This window comes from Streptomyces sp. SAJ15 (assembly GCF_007595705.1).
In the GTDB taxonomy this organism is placed as follows: Bacteria; Actinomycetota; Actinomycetes; order Streptomycetales; family Streptomycetaceae; genus Streptomyces.
Genome location: NZ_NISY01000001.1, coordinates 343,234 through 364,226, shown reverse-complemented (window position 1 = coordinate 364,226; position 20,993 = coordinate 343,234). Strand labels below are relative to the sequence as shown.

Sequence of the window (20,993 nt, the reverse complement as noted above, 5' to 3'; positions counted from 1 at the left end):
CAACGCGAGGGAGAGTGGCAAGACTTCCCTTTCCCCTTGCGGTGCGGCGTGCGCTACTTCTACAATCCCCGGCGGTTTCGACCGTCAGCGGCAGGAGTTGGCGCCGGAACCATCGCCCGGGGAACGGGAGTCGCACGGATCGCCGTTCGACCCCCCGGGATCGGATCCCAACGAGATCCCCCGGCTTGAGCGACGCTCGTATGCCGCCGTATCGCACCCAGGCCACGCGGCCGCCGGCCTAGAGTGCCTCGAAGGACGCGGCCCGGCTCAACGTGGTGTGGAAGCGCCGCCAGTTGGTCGCCACGGTCTCGTCTCCCGCGGTGACGGTGAAGTCCTCCGGCGAGACGAAGGGAAGCCGGTCCCGGGTCTCCGCGTCGATCGCCTCCCAGGCGATGCGGTCCTGCTCATCCGGCAGTGACCGAGCCGCATATGTGGCACTGCCAGTTTCCGTTGTTGAGTCGGTGGCCATCCGTCGAGCCGCAGCTTCCGCACATATCGTGTCTCCTTCAGCGATTGCGCCCACCCCTCATGTCAACTCGCGACCGGTCACCCTCTGTTCCACATCTACGCCGCGGAGATGGGCCGCGGTCGAAATTCGGTCCGGTATCGGTCGCGAGGCGGCTGGACGACGGCACGAGGAGAGGTCGCGCGGCGGCGAGGGAAGGGGTCGCGCGGTGGTACGGGAGGGCTCGCGCGGCGGTCGAGCGCCCCTCGGCGAACGGGTCGCCGAGCGCTCGGCCGCGCGTGCCGGGCGTGCCGGGCGTGCCGGGCGTGCCGGGCGTGCGGCAACGTTCAGCGTGCGGTCGCCTTTCAGCGAGCGGTCACGTTCAGCGGCGGTCGCGTTGACAGGGCGGGTGCCGGCCGGGGATCAGTCGGGGTCAGTCAGGGTCATTCGGGGGTCACTCGGGCGTGCGCAGTCGGATGACCGTGACCGCCGCGTGCCGCGGGGTGGTGTCGGCCCGGACCTCCACGGTCAGTTCGGGCGGGACGGGGCGGTAGGCGACCTCCGCGCCGACCATGTCGTGCGCGATCGCTTCAGGCGCATCGGGCGCCACGGCCACGTCGGTCGCGGCCTCCGCGTCCTCGTCGGCCTCGGCTCCCTCGGCCGCCGACGCTCCGTCCCGCGCGTCCGGCGCGTCCCGCTGCAACCGGCGCAGCGGCTCGGCCAGTCGGGCGCGCAGCGCCGCGTCCAGCGGCGTGGAGACGACCGGGGTGTCGTCGCCGGGGAGGGCGAGCGCGAGGGCGCGGGGGCGGTAGCGCGGCCCCACCACACCGACCACCACCGCGTCCCGGGTGTCGGAGTGGCGGAGCTTGAGCCAGTACCGACCCGCGCGGTACGGCTGCGCCAGGTCCTTGACGACCAGCCCCTCGACGCCCACCGCGCGGAGGCTCTCGTACCACTCCGCGGCCTCGCCGCGGTCGGTGGTCATAGGCACGGGCTGGATCGGCGGGCCGTGCGACTCCAGGAGCGCCACCAGGGCGGCACGCCGCTCACCGTACGGGCGCGGCCGCAGATCCCGTCCCTCCGCCGCCAGCAGGTCGAACGCGGCGTAGGAGGCGGGGCGGCGGCGGGCCAGCCGGGCGGCGCGGGCGGGCGGCGCGGCGGCGCGCTGCTGCACGGCGGCGAAGTCGGTGCGGCCCTCGGTCCAGACGACGACCTCGCCGTCGAGCACCACCCCGGCCGGGAGCCGGAGCGCCGCCGTGACGAGGTCGGGGAAGGCACGGGTGATGATGCGCCCGGACCGCGCCTGCAACAACACCTCCTCCTCGGTCCGGAAGATCAGCACGCGGTGGCCGTCGAACTTCGGTTCGTAGGCCAGCCGCCGGCCGGCTGCCGGGGTCGGGAACGTCTGGATGGGGCGCGCCAGCGCCACCCGCACCGGCGGGGTCACGGCCGGGGCGGCGATCACGGCGCCGGCACCGCGCCCGCGCGGCGGGCGTCCAGCAGCGGGCCCAGCAGGTCGCCGTGGAGCTCCAGGCGCCCGGCCATGTCGTCGATGGTGAACTCCAACCGCTCCGGGCGCCGACAGCCGACCACCTCCTCCCAGGTGACCGGTGCCGAGACGGTGGGCCGCGCGCGGGCCCGCGCGGTGTACGGGGCGGCGGTGGTCTTCGCCGCGGCGTTCTGGCTGAAGTCGACGAAGACCTTCCCCGGCCGCAGCGAGCGCTTCATCTGGTACAGCGCCAGGCCGGGCAGCGCCTGCGACGCCTCGATCGCCAGCCGTTTGGCATAGGCGCTGACCTCCCGTGACGGCGTCGGTCGCAGCGGCGCCAGCAGGTGCAGCCCCTTGGAGCCGCTGGTCTTGGCGCAGGCGTCCAGACCGTCGGCGGCCAGCCGCTCGCGCAGCCACACGGCCACGGCGCAGCAGTCCACGATGGTCGCCGGCGGACCGGGGTCCAGATCGAAGACGATCCGGTCCGCGAGGGCGTGTCCGTCGTCGATCCGCCACATGGGGACGTGCAACTCGACCACCAGGTTGGCCGCCCACATCAGGGTGGGCAGGTCCTGGATGAGCACCTGTCGCGCGGTCTCGCCCTCGGAGCGGGGGACCTCGGCGGTGCGCACCCAGTCGGGGATGCCCGGGGGCGGGTTCTTGGTGAAGAACAGTTGGCCGTCCGGCCCGTCGGGGTAGCGCAGGAACGCCACCGGGCGACCTTGCACATGTGGGAGAAGCACCTCGGCGGTCGCCGCGATGTAGTGCAGCAGCTCGCCCTTGGTGGTGCCGCTGGCCGGATAGATGACCTTGTCGAGATTGCGCAGGACGACCCGTCGCCCCTCCACCTCTGTGATCGGCGACATACGATGAGAATCTCATAAAAGGGACCTGAAGGATTTGAAGGGACCATCTATGCGATCTATCTGGAATGGGGCCATTTCCTTCGGCCTGGTCAGCATCCCGATCAAGATGTACCCGGCCACGGAGGACCACGCGGTCTCCTTCCGGCAGATCCACACCACCGACAACGGCCGCATCCGCTACCGCAAGGTATGCGAACTGGAGGACGAGACCGTCGACTCGGCCGAGATCGGCAAGGCGTACGAGGACGCCGACGGCAGCCTGATCCCGATCACCGACGACGACCTCGCCGCGCTGCCGCTGCCCACCACCCATTCCCTGGAGATCGAGGCGTTCGTCCCGGCGAGCCAGATCGACCCCCTCCAGATGGGTGACGCCTACTACCTCGGCGCCCACGGGACCACGTCGGCCAAGCCCTATGTCCTGCTGCGCGAGGCGCTCAAGCGCAGCGAGAAGGTCGCCATCACCAAGTACGTCCACCGGGGACGGGAGCGGCTGGGCATGCTGCGCGTGGTGGGCGACACCATCGCCATGCACCGGCTGCTGTGGCCGGACGAGATCCGGGACGCCACCGGCCTGGCCCCGCAGGCGAAGGTGACGGTGAAGGACGCGGAACTCGATCTCGCCGACACCCTGATGGACACCCTCGGCGAGGTGGACATGGACTCGCTGCACGACGAGTACCACGAGGCGTTGGAGGAACTCGTCGCGGCGAAGGTCGCGGGGGCCACCCCGGCGGCCGAGCTGGGCGAGGCGCCGGCCCCCACCGGCAAGGTGGTCGACCTCATGGCGGCCCTCCAGGACAGCGTCCGCTCGGCCCGGAAGGCCCGGGGTGAGGAGGGCGAGGAGGTGGCGGGCGAGACCGAGGCGACGGTCACCCCGCTGCGCGGCCGCGGCCGCAAGGAGGCCGCCGCGGAGAAGAAGCCCGCCGCGACGAAGAAGGCGGCGTCCACGGCGAAGAAGGCCACCGGCGGCCGCGCCGCCGGCTCCGCCGCGAAGAAGCGCGCGGCCTCGGGTGGCACGGCCTCGGGCCGCGCGAAGAAGACGGCCGCCGCCAAGAAGACCGCGGCTCGACGCAAGCCGAAGGCGGCGTCCTAGACCACCCCGCTCGGGCGAACCGGGTGACGGCGCCCCGCGCGGACCATCCCAACCGGGCGGACCGCTGGGAGCGGGCGGGCCGATGGGAGCGGGTAGGCCGCTTGGAGCGGCCGACCGACCGGGCGGACCGGCCCGACCAGATGCGCCGGCCGAGCCGAGCGGGCCAGGCGTGCGTGGCATACCGGGCGTACCGAGCGGGCCAGGCGAGCGTGGCGCGCCGGGCCACCCAGGGAGGCCAAGCCCACCGGGCCGATCATGGGCACCGGGCCGGCCATGGGCATCAGGCCGACTGCGGACACCGGGCCGACCAAGGAGGTCGGGCAGACCGACTCGGATGGCCGGACCGAACCGACCGGGCGGACCGGCCAGGCCAGACGCCCCGGCCGAGCCGATCCGGCCCCGTCCACCCGGAGTACGGGGCGGCGACCCTGGCCGACCGAGGGCGCCGGACGCCTGTGGTCCCGGCGTACAGGACGGCGGCCCTGTCCGACAGAGGGCGCCTGGCGAGCCGCACCGGCCAGGCGGACCAGACGGGCCCGGCACACCGCACACGGCGGGCATCTCCGGACGGCCCGGCACGGAGGGACCGGCGGCGGGCCCGCCGCAGGCCGCGACGGGGACCGGCGCCGACCGCCGGGCGGCGGACGGCCGGTCAGGAGAAGTCAGCCGCATGGTCGGCGGCCCACTGAGCGAAGGTGCGCCCCGGGCGGCCCGTGATCCGCTCGGTCTCCGGGGAGATCTCGGCCGGGCGACCGACGGACGCGGCGAACATGGTGAGCAGCGAGTCCGCGATCTCCGCCGACACATGCCCGCCGGTCATCGCCTCGCGGGCGGCCTCCCGACTGAGCTCCTCATAGCGCAGCGGACGCCCGATGGCCTCGCCGATGATGCGGACCTGCTCGGCCTGGGTGATCGACTGGGGCCCGCTGAGGACCGGCGTGCGGCCGACGAGGTCGTCGGCGAGCAGGGCGCGGGCGGCGACCGCCGCGATGTCGGCCTCGTGGATGGGGGCGAGCTGGGCCTCGGCATACGGACCGCGCACCACGTCCCCGGCACGGATCTGGCCCGCCCACTGCCCGGCGTTGGAGGCGAAGGCCCCAGGTCGCAGATGCGTCCACTCCAGGCCGGTGGCCTCGATGGCGACCTCCAACGCGCGATGGTGTTCACCGATCTGGTTCCCCGGCCCGGCCTCCACCACCGCGGCGGAGGAGAGGGTCACGATGCGCCGCACGCCGTGCCAGACGGCCTGGCGGAGGAACTCCTCCGGGCCGCTGCCCCACAGCACGACGGGGTTGAGGAAGACGGCCGTGACGCCGTCGAACGGCAGGTCGCCGGGGCGCGCCACCCGCACCCCGGCGGGCATCCGCGCCACCTCGGGATCGCGGGTCAGCGCGCAGATCTTCGCCCCCGCCTCGACCAGCTCGTCCACCACATACCGGCCGACGTTTCCGGTAGCTCCGGTCACCACGATCACGACGTCACTCCTCGTCTTTCGCTGCTTCGTCTTGCCACGCTCTTGATCCTCCACCAGGTTCAACCATCCGGTTGAACTTGTCAACCAGCCATATGGATAAGAGGGCGGACGCCGGGCTAGTCTGAACCCGTGAGCGAGATGCCCGAGACGCCCAAGCGCCCCCGCCGCGCCCCAGCCCCCGACGCCCGAAAGCTCGACGCCGAGCGCTCCCGGCGGCTGCTGCTGGAGGCCGCCAAGGACGAGTTCGCCTCGAAGGGGTTCGCGGGCGCCCGGGTGCAGGACATCGCCGATCGGGCCGGCCTCAACAAGCAGCTGATCAACTACTACTTCGGCGGCAAGGAGGGGCTCTACGTCGAACTGGGCCGCCAGTGGCTGGCACACGAGGCGACCTTCAACGAGTCCTCCGTTCCCCTGGACGAACTCGTCCTGCGCTACCTCGACGACGCGTTCGCCGATCCACGCGGCACCCGGCTTCACGTCTGGCGGTCGCTCACCGACGAGGCGGGGAGCGAGGGGGGCGAGGACCGCGAGGACCTGTCCGACCTGCGGCGTCGGCAGGCGGCGGGCGAGCTCGCCGACGAGTTCGAGCCCGAGGCCGTGATGCTGATGTGCTACGCCCTGGTCGCGGCCCCCGTCGCGATGCGGCACGCGGTGGGCCGCATCTACGGCCTCGACCCCGACTCCCGCGAGTTCCGGGAGCGCTACGCCGACCAGCTGCGCCGCGTCATCCGCCGCATGGCCGGACCGGGCCCCGACCCGGCCGCGCGTCCCGACCCGGCGGAGTCCGACCCGGCCACGGAGCCCGCACACCACGCCCCCGGCCGCGCCCGTGGGTGACGCGCGGCGCCCCGGGGGCCACCCCGCCCCACCCGGCCCCCGCCACCTCGGGCAAACGCCGGACGCGCTGTCGTACCCCCCTCATAGAATTGCCCGCGTGACTTCCCGCGATCTCGACCCCGTTTCCGAGGCCGTTCCCGAGACCGGCGACGCCGCCCTGCGCGTGCTGCGCCGCGTCTTCGGCTACGACTCGTTCCGAGGCGATCAGCAGGAGATCATCGAGCAGGTGATAGCCGGCGGGGACGCCCTGGTGCTGATGCCGACCGGCGGCGGCAAGTCGCTCTGCTACCAGATCCCCGCCTTGGTGCGCGGCGGCGTCGGCGTCGTCGTCTCCCCGCTCATCGCGCTCATGCAGGACCAGGTGGACGCGCTGCGGGCGCTCGGCGTGCGGGCGGGCTTCCTCAACTCCACCCAGGACCTGGACGAGCGGCGGCTGGTCGAGGCCGAGTTCCTCGCCGGCGAGCTGGACCTGCTCTATCTGGCGCCGGAGCGGCTGCGCGTCGAGTCCACCCTGGCGCTCCTGGACCGGGGCACCATCGCGCTGTTCGCGATCGACGAGGCGCACTGCGTGGCCCAGTGGGGCCACGACTTCCGGCCGGACTACCTGGCGCTGTCCACACTCCACGAGCGCTGGCCGACCGTGCCCCGGATCGCGCTGACCGCGACCGCCACCGAGGCCACCCACGCCGAGATCGCCTCCCGGCTCCAGCTTCAGGACGCGCGCCACTTCGTGGCCAGCTTCGACCGGCCGAACATCCAGTACCACATCACGTCCAAGCAGGAGCCCAAGCGGCAGCTGCTGGAGCTGCTGCGCGCCGAGCACCCCGGCGACGCCGGGATCGTCTACTGCCTCTCCCGCGCGTCGGTGGAGAAGACCGCCGCCTGGCTGGTGGAGCACGGCGTGGAGGCGCTCCCGTACCACGCCGGGCTGGACGCGGCCACGCGCGCCGCGCACCAGGCCCGCTTCCTGCGCGAGGACGGCCTGGTGATGGTCGCCACGATCGCCTTCGGCATGGGCATCGACAAGCCCGATGTGCGTTTCGTCGCCCATCTCGACCTGCCCAAGTCGGTGGAGGGCTACTACCAGGAGACCGGCCGCGCGGGGCGCGACGGACTGCCGTCCACCGCCTGGCTGGCGTACGGGCTCCAGGACGTGGTGCAGCAGCGCAAGATGATCGACACCTCCGAGGGGGACGACGCCCACCGACGCCGTCTCGCCTCGCACCTGGAGGCCATGCTCGCGCTGTGCGAGACGGTGGAGTGCCGCCGCGTCCAACTGCTGGGGTACTTCGGGGAGAAGAGCGAGGTCTGCGGCAACTGCGACACCTGCCTCACCCCGCCCGAGTCCTGGGACGGCACGGTCCCCGCGCAGAAGCTGTTGTCGACCGTGGTCCGGCTCAAGCGGGAGCGGAACCAGAAGTTCGGCGCGGGCCAGATCATCGACATCCTGCTCGGTAAGAAGACCGCCAAGGTCATCCAGTTCGACCATGACGCGCTGAGCGTGTTCGGCATCGGCACCGAGCTGCGCGAGGGCGAGTGGCGCGGCGTCGTGCGCCAGCTACTGGCGGCCGGCCTGCTCGCCGTGGAGGGTGACTACGGCACGCTGGTGCTCACCGACGCCAGTGCCGAGGTGCTGCGCGGCCGGCGCCAGGTGCCGATGCGGCGCGAGCCGGAGAAGGTCGCCCGCGCGGGGCGTGACCGGGCAGACAAGGCGACCAAGGGCCGCAAGGCCGCCCCCGTGGACCTGCCCGAGGAGGCGCTGCCGGTCTTCGAGCAGCTGCGCGCGTGGCGCGCGGCCACGGCCAAGGAGCAGGGCGTCCCCGCGTACGTCATCTTCCATGACGCGACGCTGCGCGAGATCGCGATCGCGGGGCCCTCCTCACTGGCCGAACTGGGCACGGTGAGCGGCGTCGGCGAAAGCAAGTTGACCAAGTACGGGCAGGCGATATTGGACCTGTTGGAGGAGCTCGGCTAGCCCCTCCCGGGCGCGCCGGGCCCCTCGGCCGGCGGCTCCGCCTCGGCCGCCGGCCTTCCCTCGGTTGGCCGACCTCCCCAGACGGCTCTTCGAGGTCACCGGTTCCCTTCGACCGCCGCCCCTCCGAGGTCACCGGCTCCCTTCAACCGCCGACCCTCCGAGGTCACCGGCTCCTTTCCACCGCCGACTCTCCCGCCAGCCCCCTAAGACCGTGTCCTATGTGGTGAGGCGGATCGCGTGACCGAGCCTCTGCCTGCGATCCGGCTATGCGTCCGGTGAGGACCTGCCGGACCGTCCCCAGGTTGCCCGGGATCGACGGAAGGGGATGGGCCTCCATCGGCCCATCCCCCTCTCGCGCGCGGTTACCGGCGCGCGGTCAGCACCGAGCCGGGCCCCACCCACTGCGAGCCCTTGGCCGGGTGATTGCCGGGGATGTCGATGGTCCGGCCCGAGGCCGTGATGTCGTCCCCGCCGAACCGCTCGGCACCACCCGGGAGGTTCATGGGCACCCACTTTCCGCCGGTGCGGCGGAGCACGGTGCTGCCGGCGTGCTTCGTCTTTGCCACCAGGACGACGGGGTCACCCTGGCTGATGGTGACCGATGCAAGTCCCCTGGTCCCCTTCGGCAGCGGGACGTTGGTCCACTTCTTGCCGTCGTAGCGCAGCGCCAGCGCCCGTGAGGAGCCGTCAGGAGCTTGGCTCTTACCCACGGCCCACACCTGACCGTCCGGTCCGGCGGCGACCGTTTTCAGCCCTGCGCGCGCGGCACCGACGCCGGGAACGGCGACCTTGCTCCAGCTCTTGCCGTCGTAGTGCAGCAGCACCGGCTTCTCGGGCTCGGGGAAGCCCGTGCTGCCCACGGCCCACACGTCGTCGTCGGCAAGCACGGCGACGCCGTCCAGTCCCCAGCCGCCCTTGTCCCCCTCACCGATGTCCGGCAGCTTCTGCGCCTTCCAGCGGGTGCCGTCCCAGTGCCAGATCATCCCGTCTTGACGGGGGCCGACCTGCGCCCAGCCCACTCCCCAGGCGTCGCCGGGAGCGCGGGTGCCGACGGAGAGGATCCCGCCGTTGATGGTCCCCCGGGGCACCAGAGCGACAGCGGACTTCCACGCCTTGCCGTTCCAGAGCTGGGTCACCACGCCGCCGGCTTGGTCGGTGTAGTCGCCGCCCAGCACGGCGTTGCGCGGCGAGGAGGCGTCGACGTCGTTGAACCGGACGTCGTAGGACAGGGGCATGGGCGCGGTCCGCACCTGCTTCCAGCCGGGGCCCTTCCGTTCGTCGCGCTCCCACAAGGTGGGCGCGAACACGAAGTCGTTCTCCCCCTTGGGGACGAACCGCATGCCCGCCACCCACGTGGTGTGCGCGTCAGGCCGGGTGGTGGCGCTGAGCGTGGCGTTGCCCGGCGTCACCTTCGACTCGCTCCACCCGGAGGCGTGCGGCGAGGCCCCGGACGGAGTGGACGGGGCCGCGGTCGCGAACGCCGGCGCCGCGCTCGCGGCCAGCGTCAACGCGGCACACGCCGCCATGGCACCGCGGACCCCGCGGGTACGGATCATCTTTTTCACGTTGCTGCCTTTCACGTAGACGTCAGCGGACGGGCCCGTGCGCTCCTCCCCGCGGGGGCGCTGCGGCGCGACCGCTCCGCCATTCCAGCGGCTGTACGGTTGTTCAGCAGCCGTCTTCCGAAGCACTGAACAATGACGAAAGCGCTGGTGGCCGGGGGTGCGAGGGGGAGCAGGGCAACAAGTGAGGGACAAAAGGGGAGAACGGGTGGGCCGCCGTGAGAGGCCGGTGGATCCGAGCGCGGGTCCGGTTCAGCGCTTCGCCTACGAGCCGCGCAAGTTGCGTCAGGAGGCCGGAGGGCCGACCTACCGGGTGATGGCGCACCGACGGACCGGGCGGAGCTGGCGGCGGACGGGACACCGGGGGCCGCGTCGGACGACACGTCGGTGGTGTTGGAGCGGCGCACCCGCCACCGCTAGGAGGACATCCACCGCCTGCTGGAGAAACGCTGGACGGTACGTTCGAATCTAGGTTTAAGGCCCTCGGCTGCTCCGCGACCTCACTCCCCCCGACAGCCTCCCGGCCCCCGAACCGACCCTCGGACTCCTTCCGCACGCCGAGCCCGATCCCCGAGCCCCGACCCCTCGGACGGCTTCCGTCCCGGCCTTCCCCGCAACGGCTTTCGCTTCACTCCTTCCTCCTTGACGGCGGCGCTCCTACACTTCGCCGCGCTTCATGGACATGACCAACGCGACCGTCTCAACGGGCACCAGGGGGCTCCATGGCCATCACCGCAGGCAACCACGAACACACCGACCGCGACGACGCGAGGAGTCGGCGGAGCTTTCTCGCAACGGCAGGAGCGGCAGGGGTGGTCGCGACCGCCGCCCAGGTACCGCTCTCCGCGCCCCGGGCCACGGCCGCCACCCCCCGCGCGGGCCGGTCCCCGCGTACGGTGGCGATCTTCGGGGCCGGCACCGCCGGGCTGACCGCGGCCCATGAACTGGCCGAGCGCGGCTACCGGGTCACCGTCTACGAGCGCAAGAGCGCTCTCGGCGGCAAGGCGCGCAGCATGGATGTGCCCGGCACCGGGCGCGGCGGGCGCCTCCCGCTCCCCGGCGAGCACGGCTTCCGGTTCTTCCCCGGCTTCTACCTGAACCTCCCCGAGACGCTGAGCCGCATTCCCTTCCCCGGGAACCGCAACGGCTGCAAGGACAACCTCGTCGACGTGGCCGAGGAGCTCTTCGCGCGCTCGGGCGGCCGCCCGGACCTGCGGCTCCCCTTCCGCTCGGTGGAGGCTCCGCCCTCCCGGCTCACCCCCGACGCCCTGCTCCAGATGCTCACCGGACTGCTGGACACCACGCTCCGACTGCCCGCCTCCGAGGTCGTCTACTTCGCCCAGCGACTGCTCGTCTACCTGACCAGCAGCGAGCGGCGTCGCGTCGAGCAGTGGGAGCGGACCCGCTGGTGGGAGTACATCAAGGCCGAGCGGATGTCGGCCGACTACCAACGGCTGCTGGCCATCGGGCTGACCCGCAACATCGTGGCCACCAAGGCGGAGGAAGCCAGCACCCACACGGTGGCGCACATCTTCGAGGCGTTCCTCTTCTCCTTCCTCGGCCGCGGCAACGACGGCGAGCCCGACCGGGTGCTCAACGCTCCGACCAACGAGGCGTGGATCGACCCCTGGCTGCGCTACCTGCGCGCGCACGGTGTGCGCTTCGAGACCGGCTCACCCCTGCGCGAACTGCGCTACGAGAGTGGGCAGATCACCGGCGCGGTCGTCGAGGACGCCGCGACCGGCACCCGCCGCACGGTCACCGCCGACTACTACGTGAGCGCCCTGCCGGTGGAGCACGCCCGGGGGACCTGGGGGCCGCGACTACGCGCCGCGGACCCGCAGTTGGGCCGCTGCGACGCGCTGATGACGGACTGGATGACCGGCGTCCAGTTCTATCTGCGCGAGCGCACCCCGATCGTGCACGGGCACGTCAACTACCTGGACTCCCCCTGGGCGATCACCTCCATCAGTCAGGCGCAGATGTGGCCCGGCCGCGACTTCGCCGCCGACTACGGCGACGGCACGGCGGCCGACTGCTTCTCGACCATCGTCTCGGAGTGGGACCAGCCCGGGATCCTGTACGGGAAGACGGCCAAGCAGTGCACCAAGGAGGAGATCGTCAAGGAGGTCTGGGCGCAGATCAAGGCCGCGCTGAACGACAGCGGCCGCGCGGTGCTGCGCGACGACCTGATCCACTCCTGGTTCATGGACCCGGCCGTGGAGGGCCTCGGTGGGCCGCGCCCGACCAATGACGAGCAGTTGCTGGTCCACCCGGCGGGCACCCTGCACAACCGCCCCACCGCGCACACCGCCGTCCCCAACCTCTTCCTCGCCGGCGACTACGTGGTCAACGACATGGACCTGGCCACCATGGAGGGCGCCAACGAGACGGGCCGCGCGGCGGCCAACGCGCTGCTGAAGGCCGACGGGTCCGGCGCCACGCCCTGCACCGTCCAGACCCTGTTCCAGCCCCCGGAGCTGGCCGGGCTCAAGCGACATGACGAGACCCGCTTCCGCCTGGGGCTGCCGAACGCCTTCGACCTCGGCTGAGCGCCCGCAGGCAAAGGCCCGGCAAAGCACCGGAGGCGCTCGAAAAACCCGTGCCACACCAGGCAACCCATCCTCATGTGTCCCCATCTATCAGGGCGAAGTTCGGTTAAACGTGCTGACACGGGAGGAACCACCATGAAGCGCACGCACCGCCTGGCCGTCGCCGCCACCCTCGCCGCCGCCCTCCTCACCGGCGGTGCCGCCACCGCGATGGCGGCCACTTCGGCCCCGGTCAAGACCGCCCCGGCCAAGCCGCAGGCCAAGACGACGATCACCGCCAAGTCGTCGGTGGACATCGTGCGCGCCTGGCAGGAGTTCCGGGTGACCGGCAAGACCACCGGCATCAAGGCGGGCAGCAAGGTCTCCCTCCAGCAGAAGCAGCGCGGCAAGTGGGTCACCCTGCCGGCGAGCACCGTGGTCAACAAGAGCGGCGCCTACAGCCTGCGCGTCAAGCTCGGCGCCAAGGGCAAGAACGAGCTGCGCATGGCGAGCGGCTCCACCTACTCCGCCGCCTTCACCGTGGCGGTGCGCTGACCGCGCTCGGTACGCCCCGCACACCGTCCCCCGCCGGCCGGGCTCGACCACCGTCGAGCTCGGCCGGCGTCATGACCCGCAGAAACGGCACGACGGAGACGGCCACCAGGGCGGCGAAGGCGAGGAACGCCACCCGCGCGCCGAGCCCTTGGGCCAGCAGCCCCACCAGCCCCGCGCCCACCGGCATGGCCCCCCAGCTGAACAGGCGTCCCACCGCGTTGCAGCGGCCGAGCATGACGTCGGGGACGATCCGCTGGCTGATCGTTCGGGCGTTGACCGACCAGAGGGTGCCGCCCAGGCCGCCCGCGAAGGCCGCCGCCGCGACGGCCCACAGTTCGGTGGTCACGGCGGGCACGGCCATCATCGCGAAGGTGCCCACAAGGTCGGCGAACATCACCCGACGACGGCCGAAGAAGCGGTTGATGCGTGTGACGGCGACCGCCCCCACCAGCCCACCCACCCCGAGCGCGCTGAGCAGCATGCCGTACTCGTGCGAGCTCAGCGCCATGGTCTCGGTGGCGTACAGCGGCATCAGCGCCAACCAGGCGCCCCAACAGGCACACAGCGCGGTGAGGATGAGCGACATCGTGCGCAGCAGCCGCTGCCGCCACAGATAGCGCAGCCCCTCGACGATCTGACGATGCACGGTCGCGGTCCCCGTCACCGCCACGGATCCGGCCGCGGTCCCGGTCGTGACCTCGGCTTCGCCACCGGTCTCCACCCCCGACTCGACCGTGCCGCGCGCCGCGCGGAAGCGGCCGGTCAGCAACAGCAGGACGAGCGAGGCGGCGAGGTAGGCCACCCAGGTCGCACCGAGCGCGACCCCCGCGCCCGCGGCCAGCAGAAGACCGCCGACGAACGGGCCGCAGAACTCGTTGCAGACCGTCTCGGCCCCCGCCAGCCACGCGTTGGCCCGCTCCCGCCCGTCCTCCGGCACCAGTGCGGGGACCAGCGCGGCGGCCGCGGTGAGGGCGATGACCTCGGCGACACCGAGTACGACCGCCGCCCCACACAGCGTCCAGATGCCCGGCCGCCCGGTCGCCGCGGCATGGAGCAGCACCCCGATCGCCGACAGCCGCATGCCGTCGGCCAGCCACAGCAGCCGCCTCCGGTCGAACCGGTCGACGAGCACACCGACATGGAGCGCGACCAGCAGCCAGGGCAGCGTCAACGCCAGCGAGACCGCCGTCACCTGGGCCGGCGAGCCGGAGGCACGGGCGGCCAGCAGCGGCAGGGCGATCTTGGTGACGCCGTCCGCGAGGTTGGTGACCGCGGTGAAGAGCAGCAGTACAGCGGCGTTGCGGCGGGCGGACGCCCGCGGCGGGCGCGGCGCGTGGTCACTCATCGAGCGTCGGTTCCCCTCGTCCATCGATAACCAGCTATCGACTTTTACCGGTTAAGGCGCGCAGAGGTGAGTCTGACACGACACCCCCCGCCAGCGCTACCGGCAAAACGAATGACTGGTTAGCCAAGGGCGGTAGGCTGGGGCCGAGGAGGTGGCCATGCTGGAGGCCCCGGCCTCGGCCCTGCTGGTCGAGGCGTTCGCCAACACCGTCGACGTGGAAGAGGGGACCGACGACCTCTCCACGCCCGCACAGCTCGCGGACTGGCTGTGGGAGCGCGGGCTCACCGATCGCCACCGCCGGGTCGGCGCCGAGGACCACGAACTGTGCCTGCGGCTGCGCGCCGGGATCCGCGAGGAGCTCGGGACCCATGTCGGGGACGGCGCGGACGCGGCCGTCCTGGCGGCGGCCGACGCCGCGCTGCGTGAGCTTCCCGTCCTGGTGACGGTGGGCGGCGGCGCCTCCGCGCCCGTCCCCCAGCTGCCGCCGGCGCGACAGGCCCTGGCCCGACTCGCCATCGCCTGGGCCGAGCTGATCGCCACCGGCGAGGCCCATCGCCTCAAGCGCTGTGCCGAGCACAGCTGCGCCTGGGCGTTCTGGGACGTGTCCAAAAATCGCAGCCGCCGCTGGTGCTCCATGCGGGTGTGCGGTAACCGCACCAAGGCCCGCAAGCACGCGGCCAAGCAGGCAGCTGCCGCCGGCGCCGACACCCCGCCGGCGTCCACGCGCGCCGCGACCACGGAGGTACGCCCTTAGCGGCGGGATGCCCACGGGCGGGGCGTCCCGGCCCCGGCCGGCGGTGTACCGACAAGGCCGCCGGGCCCGCCGTACGCGCCCACTCGCGACCGCGCACGTCGACACCGCGTGGGCACCCGCCCGACGGCCCCACACCCACCCGCCAGCGTCCGCGCGACGCCCCACCCGCCAGCGTCCGCGCGACGCCCCGCCCGCACGCGCGCGCGTCGCCGGCCCGCGCACCACGGGCACCACGGGCACCCCCGGAGCCCCGAGCCCCCGCCATAGCCCCGGCCCCCCGGAGCCGCGGTCCCGGCCCGTAGCGGCGGGCTACGCCCGGACCCGCGAGCCCACTCAGCTCGCTCGCACGGGGAGCGCCGTCGGCTCGCTCGCGCGGGGAGCGTCGTCACGCGTCGCACGGATGCGCGCCGCCGCGCGGGGAGCGTCGTCACGCGTCGCACGGATGCGCGCCGCCGCGCGGGGAGCGTCGTCACGCGTCGCACGGATGCGCGCCGCCGCGCGGGACGCCACCGCCACCCCACCGGGCGCCACCGTCCACGCGAAGCCCGTCACCCCGTCCCAGGGTGGCCGACCCCGCGCCGACCTCGCGCCGGCCGGGCGCCGCGGGCACAGCCACGGCCGCCGCCGCGGCACGCCCGCACCACGCGACCGCGCGGCCGCGATGACGGCCCGAGGGGGGCCGAGATCGCGACCGCGCGGGTCGGGATGTCACCAGGCGCCGGCTACTCCACCAGCCCGTCCGGGCAGGGCGTGCCGCGCGGCAGCTCGTAGGGGGCGCCGATGCGGTAGATGCCGGGGCGCGGGGCGTGCAGCACGGTCCACTCGTCCTCCGGCTGCCCCTCCTCGGCCTCCTGGACCTGTCGGGTCAGACAGCCGTTGCGGTTGACGAGCGGGGCGTCGCCCTCACTGCTGGGCGGCTTGATCCGGTCGCCGTCTTCGTCGACCAGGGCCAGCCACGGCGAGTACTGCATGCGGATGAGCACCGGTCCCGGCGACTCGACCGAGATGACCAGCTCCTCAGCACCGGCACGCCGCACGGTCGCCGGCGGGTCGGCGATCGGTGTCGGATTGGCGACCTTGAAGAGCTTCCAGTTGGCGTCGGACCAGACCTCGTCGAGGTACGGCAGCCCGCCCGCGATGAGCTCGGTCTCCTTCCTGGCCGCCGTGTCCGGCTCGTCCGCGGGCAGCACGACGTAGTGCACCGCCATGCGGCCCAGCCACGCCCGGTAGCTGGCGGCCGTGAGCGGGGCGTCCTCATCGTCGTAGAAGATCGGGTTCCGCTTCAGGTCGGCCTGGCGGTTCCAGCCCCGCGCGAGGTTCACGTAGTCGTCGAGCGCGGAGGACTCGCGGTGGCTGCGTACCGGGACCACCTCGACCCGACCGCGATCCGCGTCGACCCGGTCCAGCTGGTCGATCAGCGGCGCCAGCTCCCGGTTCCAGGCCGCGGCGGGCGTGGTGTGGATGATGTCGTCGATGGTCTTCACCAGCTGCCAGGTGGTCACACCGACCACCGCCAGCACCAGCGCGAGCCACTTGCGGCCGTTCACCGTGGTGCGCAGCTCCGCGCGGGCGGGCCTGCGGTAGTAGGGGAGCGCGGCGACCAGCACCACGCCACCGAAGATCATCCCGAGCCGGGTGATGTTGGTACCGATCTGGGAGGGGATCAGCCAGGTGAGAAGGGTGCCCACGACGTAGAGCGCGCCACCCACCCGGACCGTCTGCCAGCCCTTGGGCACCAGCGTGAACACCGCGACGCCGGTGAGCACCGGAAGTATCGTCGACGCGAAGCCCATCGGCTGCGTGCCCGAGAACGGGAACAGCCAGGACGACAGGCCGACCACCAGCGCCGGGGTGACGCCCAGCGCGTACGCGGCGGGGCGCCGCTTGGACAGCCACAGCGCCGCCGCCACCACGCCCACGAACAGGCCCGCCACCGGGCTGGACATGGTCGACAGCGCCGCCAGCACGGCGGCCAACAGGGCCCGAAGTATCTTGTGCGTGTACCTCTGCGAGCGCCACCTGGTGGGCCACGCGAAGATCACGGCGATGGCCCCGAGGCCGAACATCGCGCCCAGCCCGAAGGTCACCCGGCCCGAGATCGCGTTGCAGATCAGCGCGAAGGTCCCGTAGAGCGTGGGCCACATCGGCCGGCGCACCGGGCTGCGCACCATCAGCAGCGCCAGCAGACCCGCCGAGATGGTGCCCGCGATCATCATCGTCGTACGAACGCCGAGGACGGCCATCAGATACGGCGAGATGATGCTGTAGGAGACGGGGTGCATGCCGCCGTACCAGGCGAGGTTGTACGCCGAGTCCGGGTGCTGGAGCGCGAACTCCGCCCAGGCGTCCTGCGCCGCCAGGTCACCGCCGCTGTTGGCGAGCAGCGCGACCCACAGCAGGTGCAGCAGCGCTGCGAGGATCAATGCGGCGGGCACGGGATGGAAGACTACGCGCCGGAGCAGCCCCGCACGGCCGGCGCGCTGGGGTGCGTCCCCGGCGTCGGCGGCGGTGGGAGTCGAGTCGTCGGCCTCCGGCCGGCGCGGCCCGGGTACCCGTATTCGCGCGGCGGCGCCACGCTTGTCGCTATCGCTCTCCTGGGCCCGCGTCGGATCCACGGTCGTCACTGCGGCACTCCCCGTCTACCCCCGAGATCTCCCCCACGCATCCACGTTGTCCCGGTTCGCTCCGGTTCCGCCGCGGCGGGGCGGAGCACGCGCGGAGGCGCTGGCGACGCTAGCACGCGGCGCCGCGCGGGCGCGCCCTCGGGAGAACGCGACCGGGGTGGCGACGGAGGTGAAAGAGGTGAGGGAGGCATAAGACGCGTGTTTCGTGTGAAGGGAAGGACGCCACACAGCCGCGCGGCGTTGAGTCGCACCGTGGTACGTCTCAACGCCGCGCGGCTGCACACCGCTGGGCTCAACGCGGAACGGACGGACCCGGCACGGCTCAGCCGACCCTGGTCAGCTTCGTTCCGAAAGACGGCTCGGACAGATCACTCTTGAGGGCCACCGGCACGCTCGCGCTGCCCGGCCCGCCGCCCGCGGTCAGCTCGCCCACGACGGTGCCCGCCTTGGCCGTGTGCGGCAGCGACCGCCCGCCCGCGGCGAGGGAGAACGTGACCTTGTGGCCGGCCCAGCCGACGCCCTTGAGGTCCTTGGTGGCCACCACCGGGGTACGGCCGCCGAGGCCGTCCTCGACATAGCCCACCACCTGGCCCTTCTTCACCAGGGTGTCCGTGACGAGCGCGCCGCGCGTCGCCGAGATCTGCTTCTGGACCTTGGCCAGGACCACGGCCAGGTGGGCGTTCGGGTCCTTGCTGTTGTGGTTGCGCTGGTCGAGGGTGACGCCGAGGATCAGCTGGTCCTTGCCGCCGACCGTCTTGTAGGCGGCCCACATCAGCGCGCCGCCGGCGGCCGAGCTGGAACCGGTCTTGATGCCGGCGGTGCCGGGCTCCGTGGTCACCAGGGAGTTGTTGTTGAAGATCCGGTCCTTGGTGACCGGGTCGTTGAGGCCGGGGATCCGGATGTTCTCCGTGCGCACGACCTGTCGGAAGGTCCGGTCCTTCATGACCTCCTTGGCCAGCTTGAGCTGGTCAACCGCGGTGCTCTTGGTGGTGGCCGACAGACCGCTGGGGTCGGTGTAGACGGTGTTCTTCATGCCCAGCTTCTTGGCGGTGTCGTTCATCTTCTTGACGAACGCCTTCTCGGAGCCGGCGTCCCACCGGGCCAGCAGCCGGGCGATGTTGTTCCCGGACGGGATCATCAACATCTCCAGCATCTGCCGCTGGCTGTACTCCTGCCCCGCGCTGACGGCGACCCGGGACTCGTCCGTGGCGTCCGACTCGTCGCCCGCCTGGGCGTCGACCTCGATCTTCGGGCCGGGCTTGTCCGCCTTGAGCGGGTGGTTCTGGAGGATGACGTACGCCGTCATCACCTTGGTGACACTGGCGATCGGCACCGGCTTCTGCTCGCCGAAGGTGCCCACCATGCCCGCGCCCTGGACCTCCGCGGCCGCCTGGCCCTCCTCCGGCCAGGGCATGGCGAACGGCGTGCCCTGGAAGGTGAACGCCGCCGAGTCCTTGGCGATCTTCAGCTGCGGAGTCGGCAGCGGGCGCATCGCCTGCACGGTGACGAAGACGATCGCCAGCAGGATGACCAGCGGGGTCCAGATCTTGATCCGCCGCACAATGGTGCGGGTGGGCGTCTCCGGGGGCGGCGGGGTGTTCGTGAGCTGCGCCAGCAGATCCAGCGGCGCCGGCTCGCCGACGCCCGGCGTGGGCGGCAGCGGCTGCTGCTTGGTCCGCTCGAAGTCGGGCAGCGGCGCCGGGGCGCCCTTGCCCGCCCCGGGCTTCGCGGGCGCGGCCGGCTTCGCCGGTGTGGTCGGCTTCGCGGGCGCGGTCGCCTTGGCCGCCGTGTCCGGCGTGGCCTCGGTGGAGCGGGCGGCCGCCGGCTTGGCGGGTGCCTGCCGCGCGGGCGCCGGGGCGTCGGCGGACCTCAGCGGCACGAAGGTGCTGGGCTTGCCACCCGGCGCGGCGGGCGCACCGGTTCCCGCGGCGGCACCGGCCCCGGCGGACGCGGCCGCACCGGCGGCCCGACCGGCTTCCGCGGCCTTGCCGGCCTCGACGCCCCTGCCCGAACCGGCCGCGGGAGCCTGCGGCGCCCGGAACGCGGTGGTCGGCTGGTCGGCGGGCCGACCGGTCGCCTTGCCGGCGCCCGCGCCGGCGGAGCCCGGGGCATCCGTGCCGGCGCCCTTACGGTCGGTGACGCCCCCGGCGCTCGCGCTCTCCTTCTTATCCGCGCTCGTCGCCGCGTCGGCGTCCGCGTCGGCGCCCCTGGCTCGCAGGGTGCCGAACACGGCGGTGGCCCGGTCGACGCCGCCGGAGGAGGCGGGAGAACCGGAGGGGGCGGGAGCGGAAGCGGCGGCCGATCGCGAGGTCGTGGGCTGCTCGCCGCCGCCGGCGGCGGACGCGCCCGCGCGGTCGGCCGCGGCGTCGGCGGCGGTGTCGGGCGACTTCTGGCGGAGTGCGCCGAAGAACGCCGTCGGCTGGTCGACCCGCCGGGCCGACGCCTGCTCGGCGTCCTTCTTGTCTGCCTCGTCGGCGCCCCGCTCCGTGCCCTTGGCCGCGTCCGCGTCGCCGGTCGCGGCGGAACCCGCGCCCGCGCGGGGCGCGGCGGAGTCCTTCGCGTTCTCCGCGCGGTCCGCGGTGCCGGCGCGGCCCGTCGCGGTCCTGCCCGCGTGTGCGTCGGCGTCGCGTGCGGCGGCGTCGGAATCAGCGTCGGAAGCAGAGCCCGCGGTGTCGGCGTCGGCGGGCTCGTTGGCGCTGGAGACCCAGGCCGCGACGGCCGCCCGAAGGCGCGCGTCGCCGCCCTCGACCGTCGCGGAGACGCCCGCGCGGCCGCTGGAGGCGGAAGCGTCCGGGCTCGCGGCCTCGGACGCGGCCTTGGCCGTGTCGCCGCCCCGGCCTCCGGGGCGCACCGGCAGCGGCTCCACGTCGTCGCCGGCGCCGTCCGGCTTTCCGTCCGGCTGGGCCACCGCACGCTCGGCCACCTCGCCTTCACGCTCGCGAACATCCTCCGCGGCGGCCTTGCCGCTCGCTTCGGCCGCGCCGCCCGATCCGCCCACGGGCGAGCCGTCGCCCGCCGGCGAACCGTCACGCGTGGTCGCGCCCTCGTCCGTACGCAGGGTCCTGAGCACCGCGGTCGCGCGGTCGACCGGGGGCTCGCCGGCGTCTGCCGCGCCTTCACCGGCGCCTGTCGCGTCGTCACCGGCGTCTGCCGCGCCGGTGCCGGCCGCACCGTCCGCGGCACCGGTGGCGCGGGTCGCCGCGCCGCGCTCACGCGCGACGGCGAGCCGCGGGTCGCGTTCGCCCTGAGTCGCCTCCCCCGACGACTTCTGCTGCTCCGACGTGTCGGGGGACTCGCCCGCCACCGATACCTCCTTGAAACTCGTCACGCGGCGATTCCCGCCGCCTCATGGCACGGCAATTTCACGCAGCGTTCTATCAAGTGTCCAGCGTCCCCACTACGCGTCAGCGCAGCGGGGCTGTCGTTACCGAACCGGTGCG

The 20,993-nt window shown here is 73.0% G+C and carries 14 protein-coding genes and 1 pseudogene; 7 read left to right on the top strand and 8 right to left on the bottom strand.

The features are described 5' to 3' along the window. Positions 1-238: 238 nt before the first annotated feature. From CD790_RS01615 to ligD, 3 genes are all read right to left on the bottom strand, one after another. Positions 239-469 carry a hypothetical protein gene (locus tag CD790_RS01615; RefSeq protein ID WP_144381145.1) on the bottom strand — a complete coding sequence of 77 codons (231 nt, stop codon included), beginning with the start codon at positions 467-469 and terminating at the stop codon, positions 239-241. 430 nt (positions 470-899) lie between these two features. Continuing rightward, entirely contained in the window at positions 900-1,910 is a 1,011-nt protein-coding gene (locus CD790_RS01610; protein ID WP_399216799.1) for an ATP-dependent DNA ligase, read from the bottom strand. Next, the gene (gene ligD, locus CD790_RS01605; protein ID WP_144381144.1) at positions 1,907-2,800 is read right to left on the bottom strand and encodes a non-homologous end-joining DNA ligase; all 894 of its coding nucleotides are present in this window, start codon (positions 2,798-2,800) and stop codon (positions 1,907-1,909) included. Before ligD ends, CD790_RS01610 begins: the two co-directional genes overlap by 4 nt. A gap of 49 nt (positions 2,801-2,849) precedes the next feature. On the opposite strand from ligD, the gene CD790_RS01600 reads away from it, so the two are divergent. Then, complete coding sequence (locus CD790_RS01600) at positions 2,850-3,896, top strand: Ku protein (RefSeq protein ID WP_144381143.1); 1,047 nt, start codon at positions 2,850-2,852, stop codon at positions 3,894-3,896. Positions 3,897-4,548: 652 nt separating this feature from the next. On the opposite strand, the gene CD790_RS01595 is transcribed toward CD790_RS01600, so the two are convergent. Beyond that, positions 4,549-5,370 carry an NAD(P)H-binding protein gene (locus CD790_RS01595; protein WP_144381142.1) on the bottom strand — a complete coding sequence of 274 codons (822 nt, stop codon included), beginning with the start codon at positions 5,368-5,370 and terminating at the stop codon, positions 4,549-4,551. Positions 5,371-5,508: 138 nt separating this feature from the next. Here CD790_RS01595 and CD790_RS01590 point away from each other — a divergent pair, with 138 nt between their 5' ends. Together CD790_RS01590 and recQ are read left to right on the top strand one after the other, a co-directional pair. Next, positions 5,509-6,207, top strand: a complete 699-nt coding sequence (locus tag CD790_RS01590; protein WP_144381842.1) for a TetR/AcrR family transcriptional regulator — start codon at positions 5,509-5,511, stop codon at positions 6,205-6,207. A 97-nt stretch (positions 6,208-6,304) separates the two neighbouring features. Further along, positions 6,305-8,182 (top strand): DNA helicase RecQ, encoded by a 1,878-nt coding sequence (gene recQ, locus CD790_RS01585; RefSeq protein ID WP_144381141.1) that lies wholly within the window; start codon positions 6,305-6,307, stop codon positions 8,180-8,182. Positions 8,183-8,544: 362 nt separating this feature from the next. Here the strand turns inward: recQ and CD790_RS01580 are convergent, their stop codons facing one another. After that, on the bottom strand, positions 8,545-9,738 hold the full coding sequence (locus CD790_RS01580) for a hypothetical protein (RefSeq protein ID WP_144381140.1): 1,194 nt from the start codon (positions 9,736-9,738) through the stop codon (positions 8,545-8,547). Between the two features lie 214 nt (positions 9,739-9,952). Between CD790_RS01580 and CD790_RS36750 the strand changes: the two are divergent. The 3 genes and pseudogenes from CD790_RS36750 to CD790_RS01565 all read left to right on the top strand — a co-directional run. After that, positions 9,953-10,078: pseudogene (locus CD790_RS36750) on the top strand (XRE family transcriptional regulator); the annotation flags it as partial. Between the two features lie 388 nt (positions 10,079-10,466). Beyond that, entirely contained in the window at positions 10,467-12,296 is a 1,830-nt protein-coding gene (locus CD790_RS01570; protein WP_144381139.1) for an FAD-dependent oxidoreductase, read from the top strand. Between the two features lie 135 nt (positions 12,297-12,431). Beyond that, on the top strand, positions 12,432-12,830 hold the full coding sequence (locus CD790_RS01565; RefSeq protein WP_144381138.1) for a hypothetical protein: 399 nt from the start codon (positions 12,432-12,434) through the stop codon (positions 12,828-12,830). Here CD790_RS01565 and CD790_RS01560 read toward each other — a convergent pair. Next, the gene (locus CD790_RS01560; protein ID WP_144381137.1) at positions 12,811-14,175 is read right to left on the bottom strand and encodes an MFS transporter; all 1,365 of its coding nucleotides are present in this window, start codon (positions 14,173-14,175) and stop codon (positions 12,811-12,813) included. The genes CD790_RS01565 and CD790_RS01560 overlap by 20 nt on opposite strands. 157 nt (positions 14,176-14,332) lie before the next feature. Here CD790_RS01560 and CD790_RS01555 point away from each other — a divergent pair, with 157 nt between their 5' ends. Next, positions 14,333-14,929: a CGNR zinc finger domain-containing protein gene (locus tag CD790_RS01555; RefSeq protein ID WP_144381136.1), complete on the top strand. Its 597-nt coding sequence runs from the start codon at positions 14,333-14,335 to the stop codon at positions 14,927-14,929. A 722-nt stretch (positions 14,930-15,651) separates the two neighbouring features. Here the strand turns inward: CD790_RS01555 and CD790_RS01550 are convergent. Both CD790_RS01550 and CD790_RS01545 read right to left on the bottom strand, forming a co-directional pair. Further along, on the bottom strand, positions 15,652-17,553 hold the full coding sequence (locus CD790_RS01550; RefSeq protein ID WP_144381135.1) for an MFS transporter: 1,902 nt from the start codon (positions 17,551-17,553) through the stop codon (positions 15,652-15,654). A gap of 322 nt (positions 17,554-17,875) precedes the next feature. Further along, positions 17,876-20,881, bottom strand: a complete 3,006-nt coding sequence (locus tag CD790_RS01545; protein ID WP_260867267.1) for a D-alanyl-D-alanine carboxypeptidase family protein — start codon at positions 20,879-20,881, stop codon at positions 17,876-17,878. Positions 20,882-20,993 lie beyond the last annotated feature (112 nt).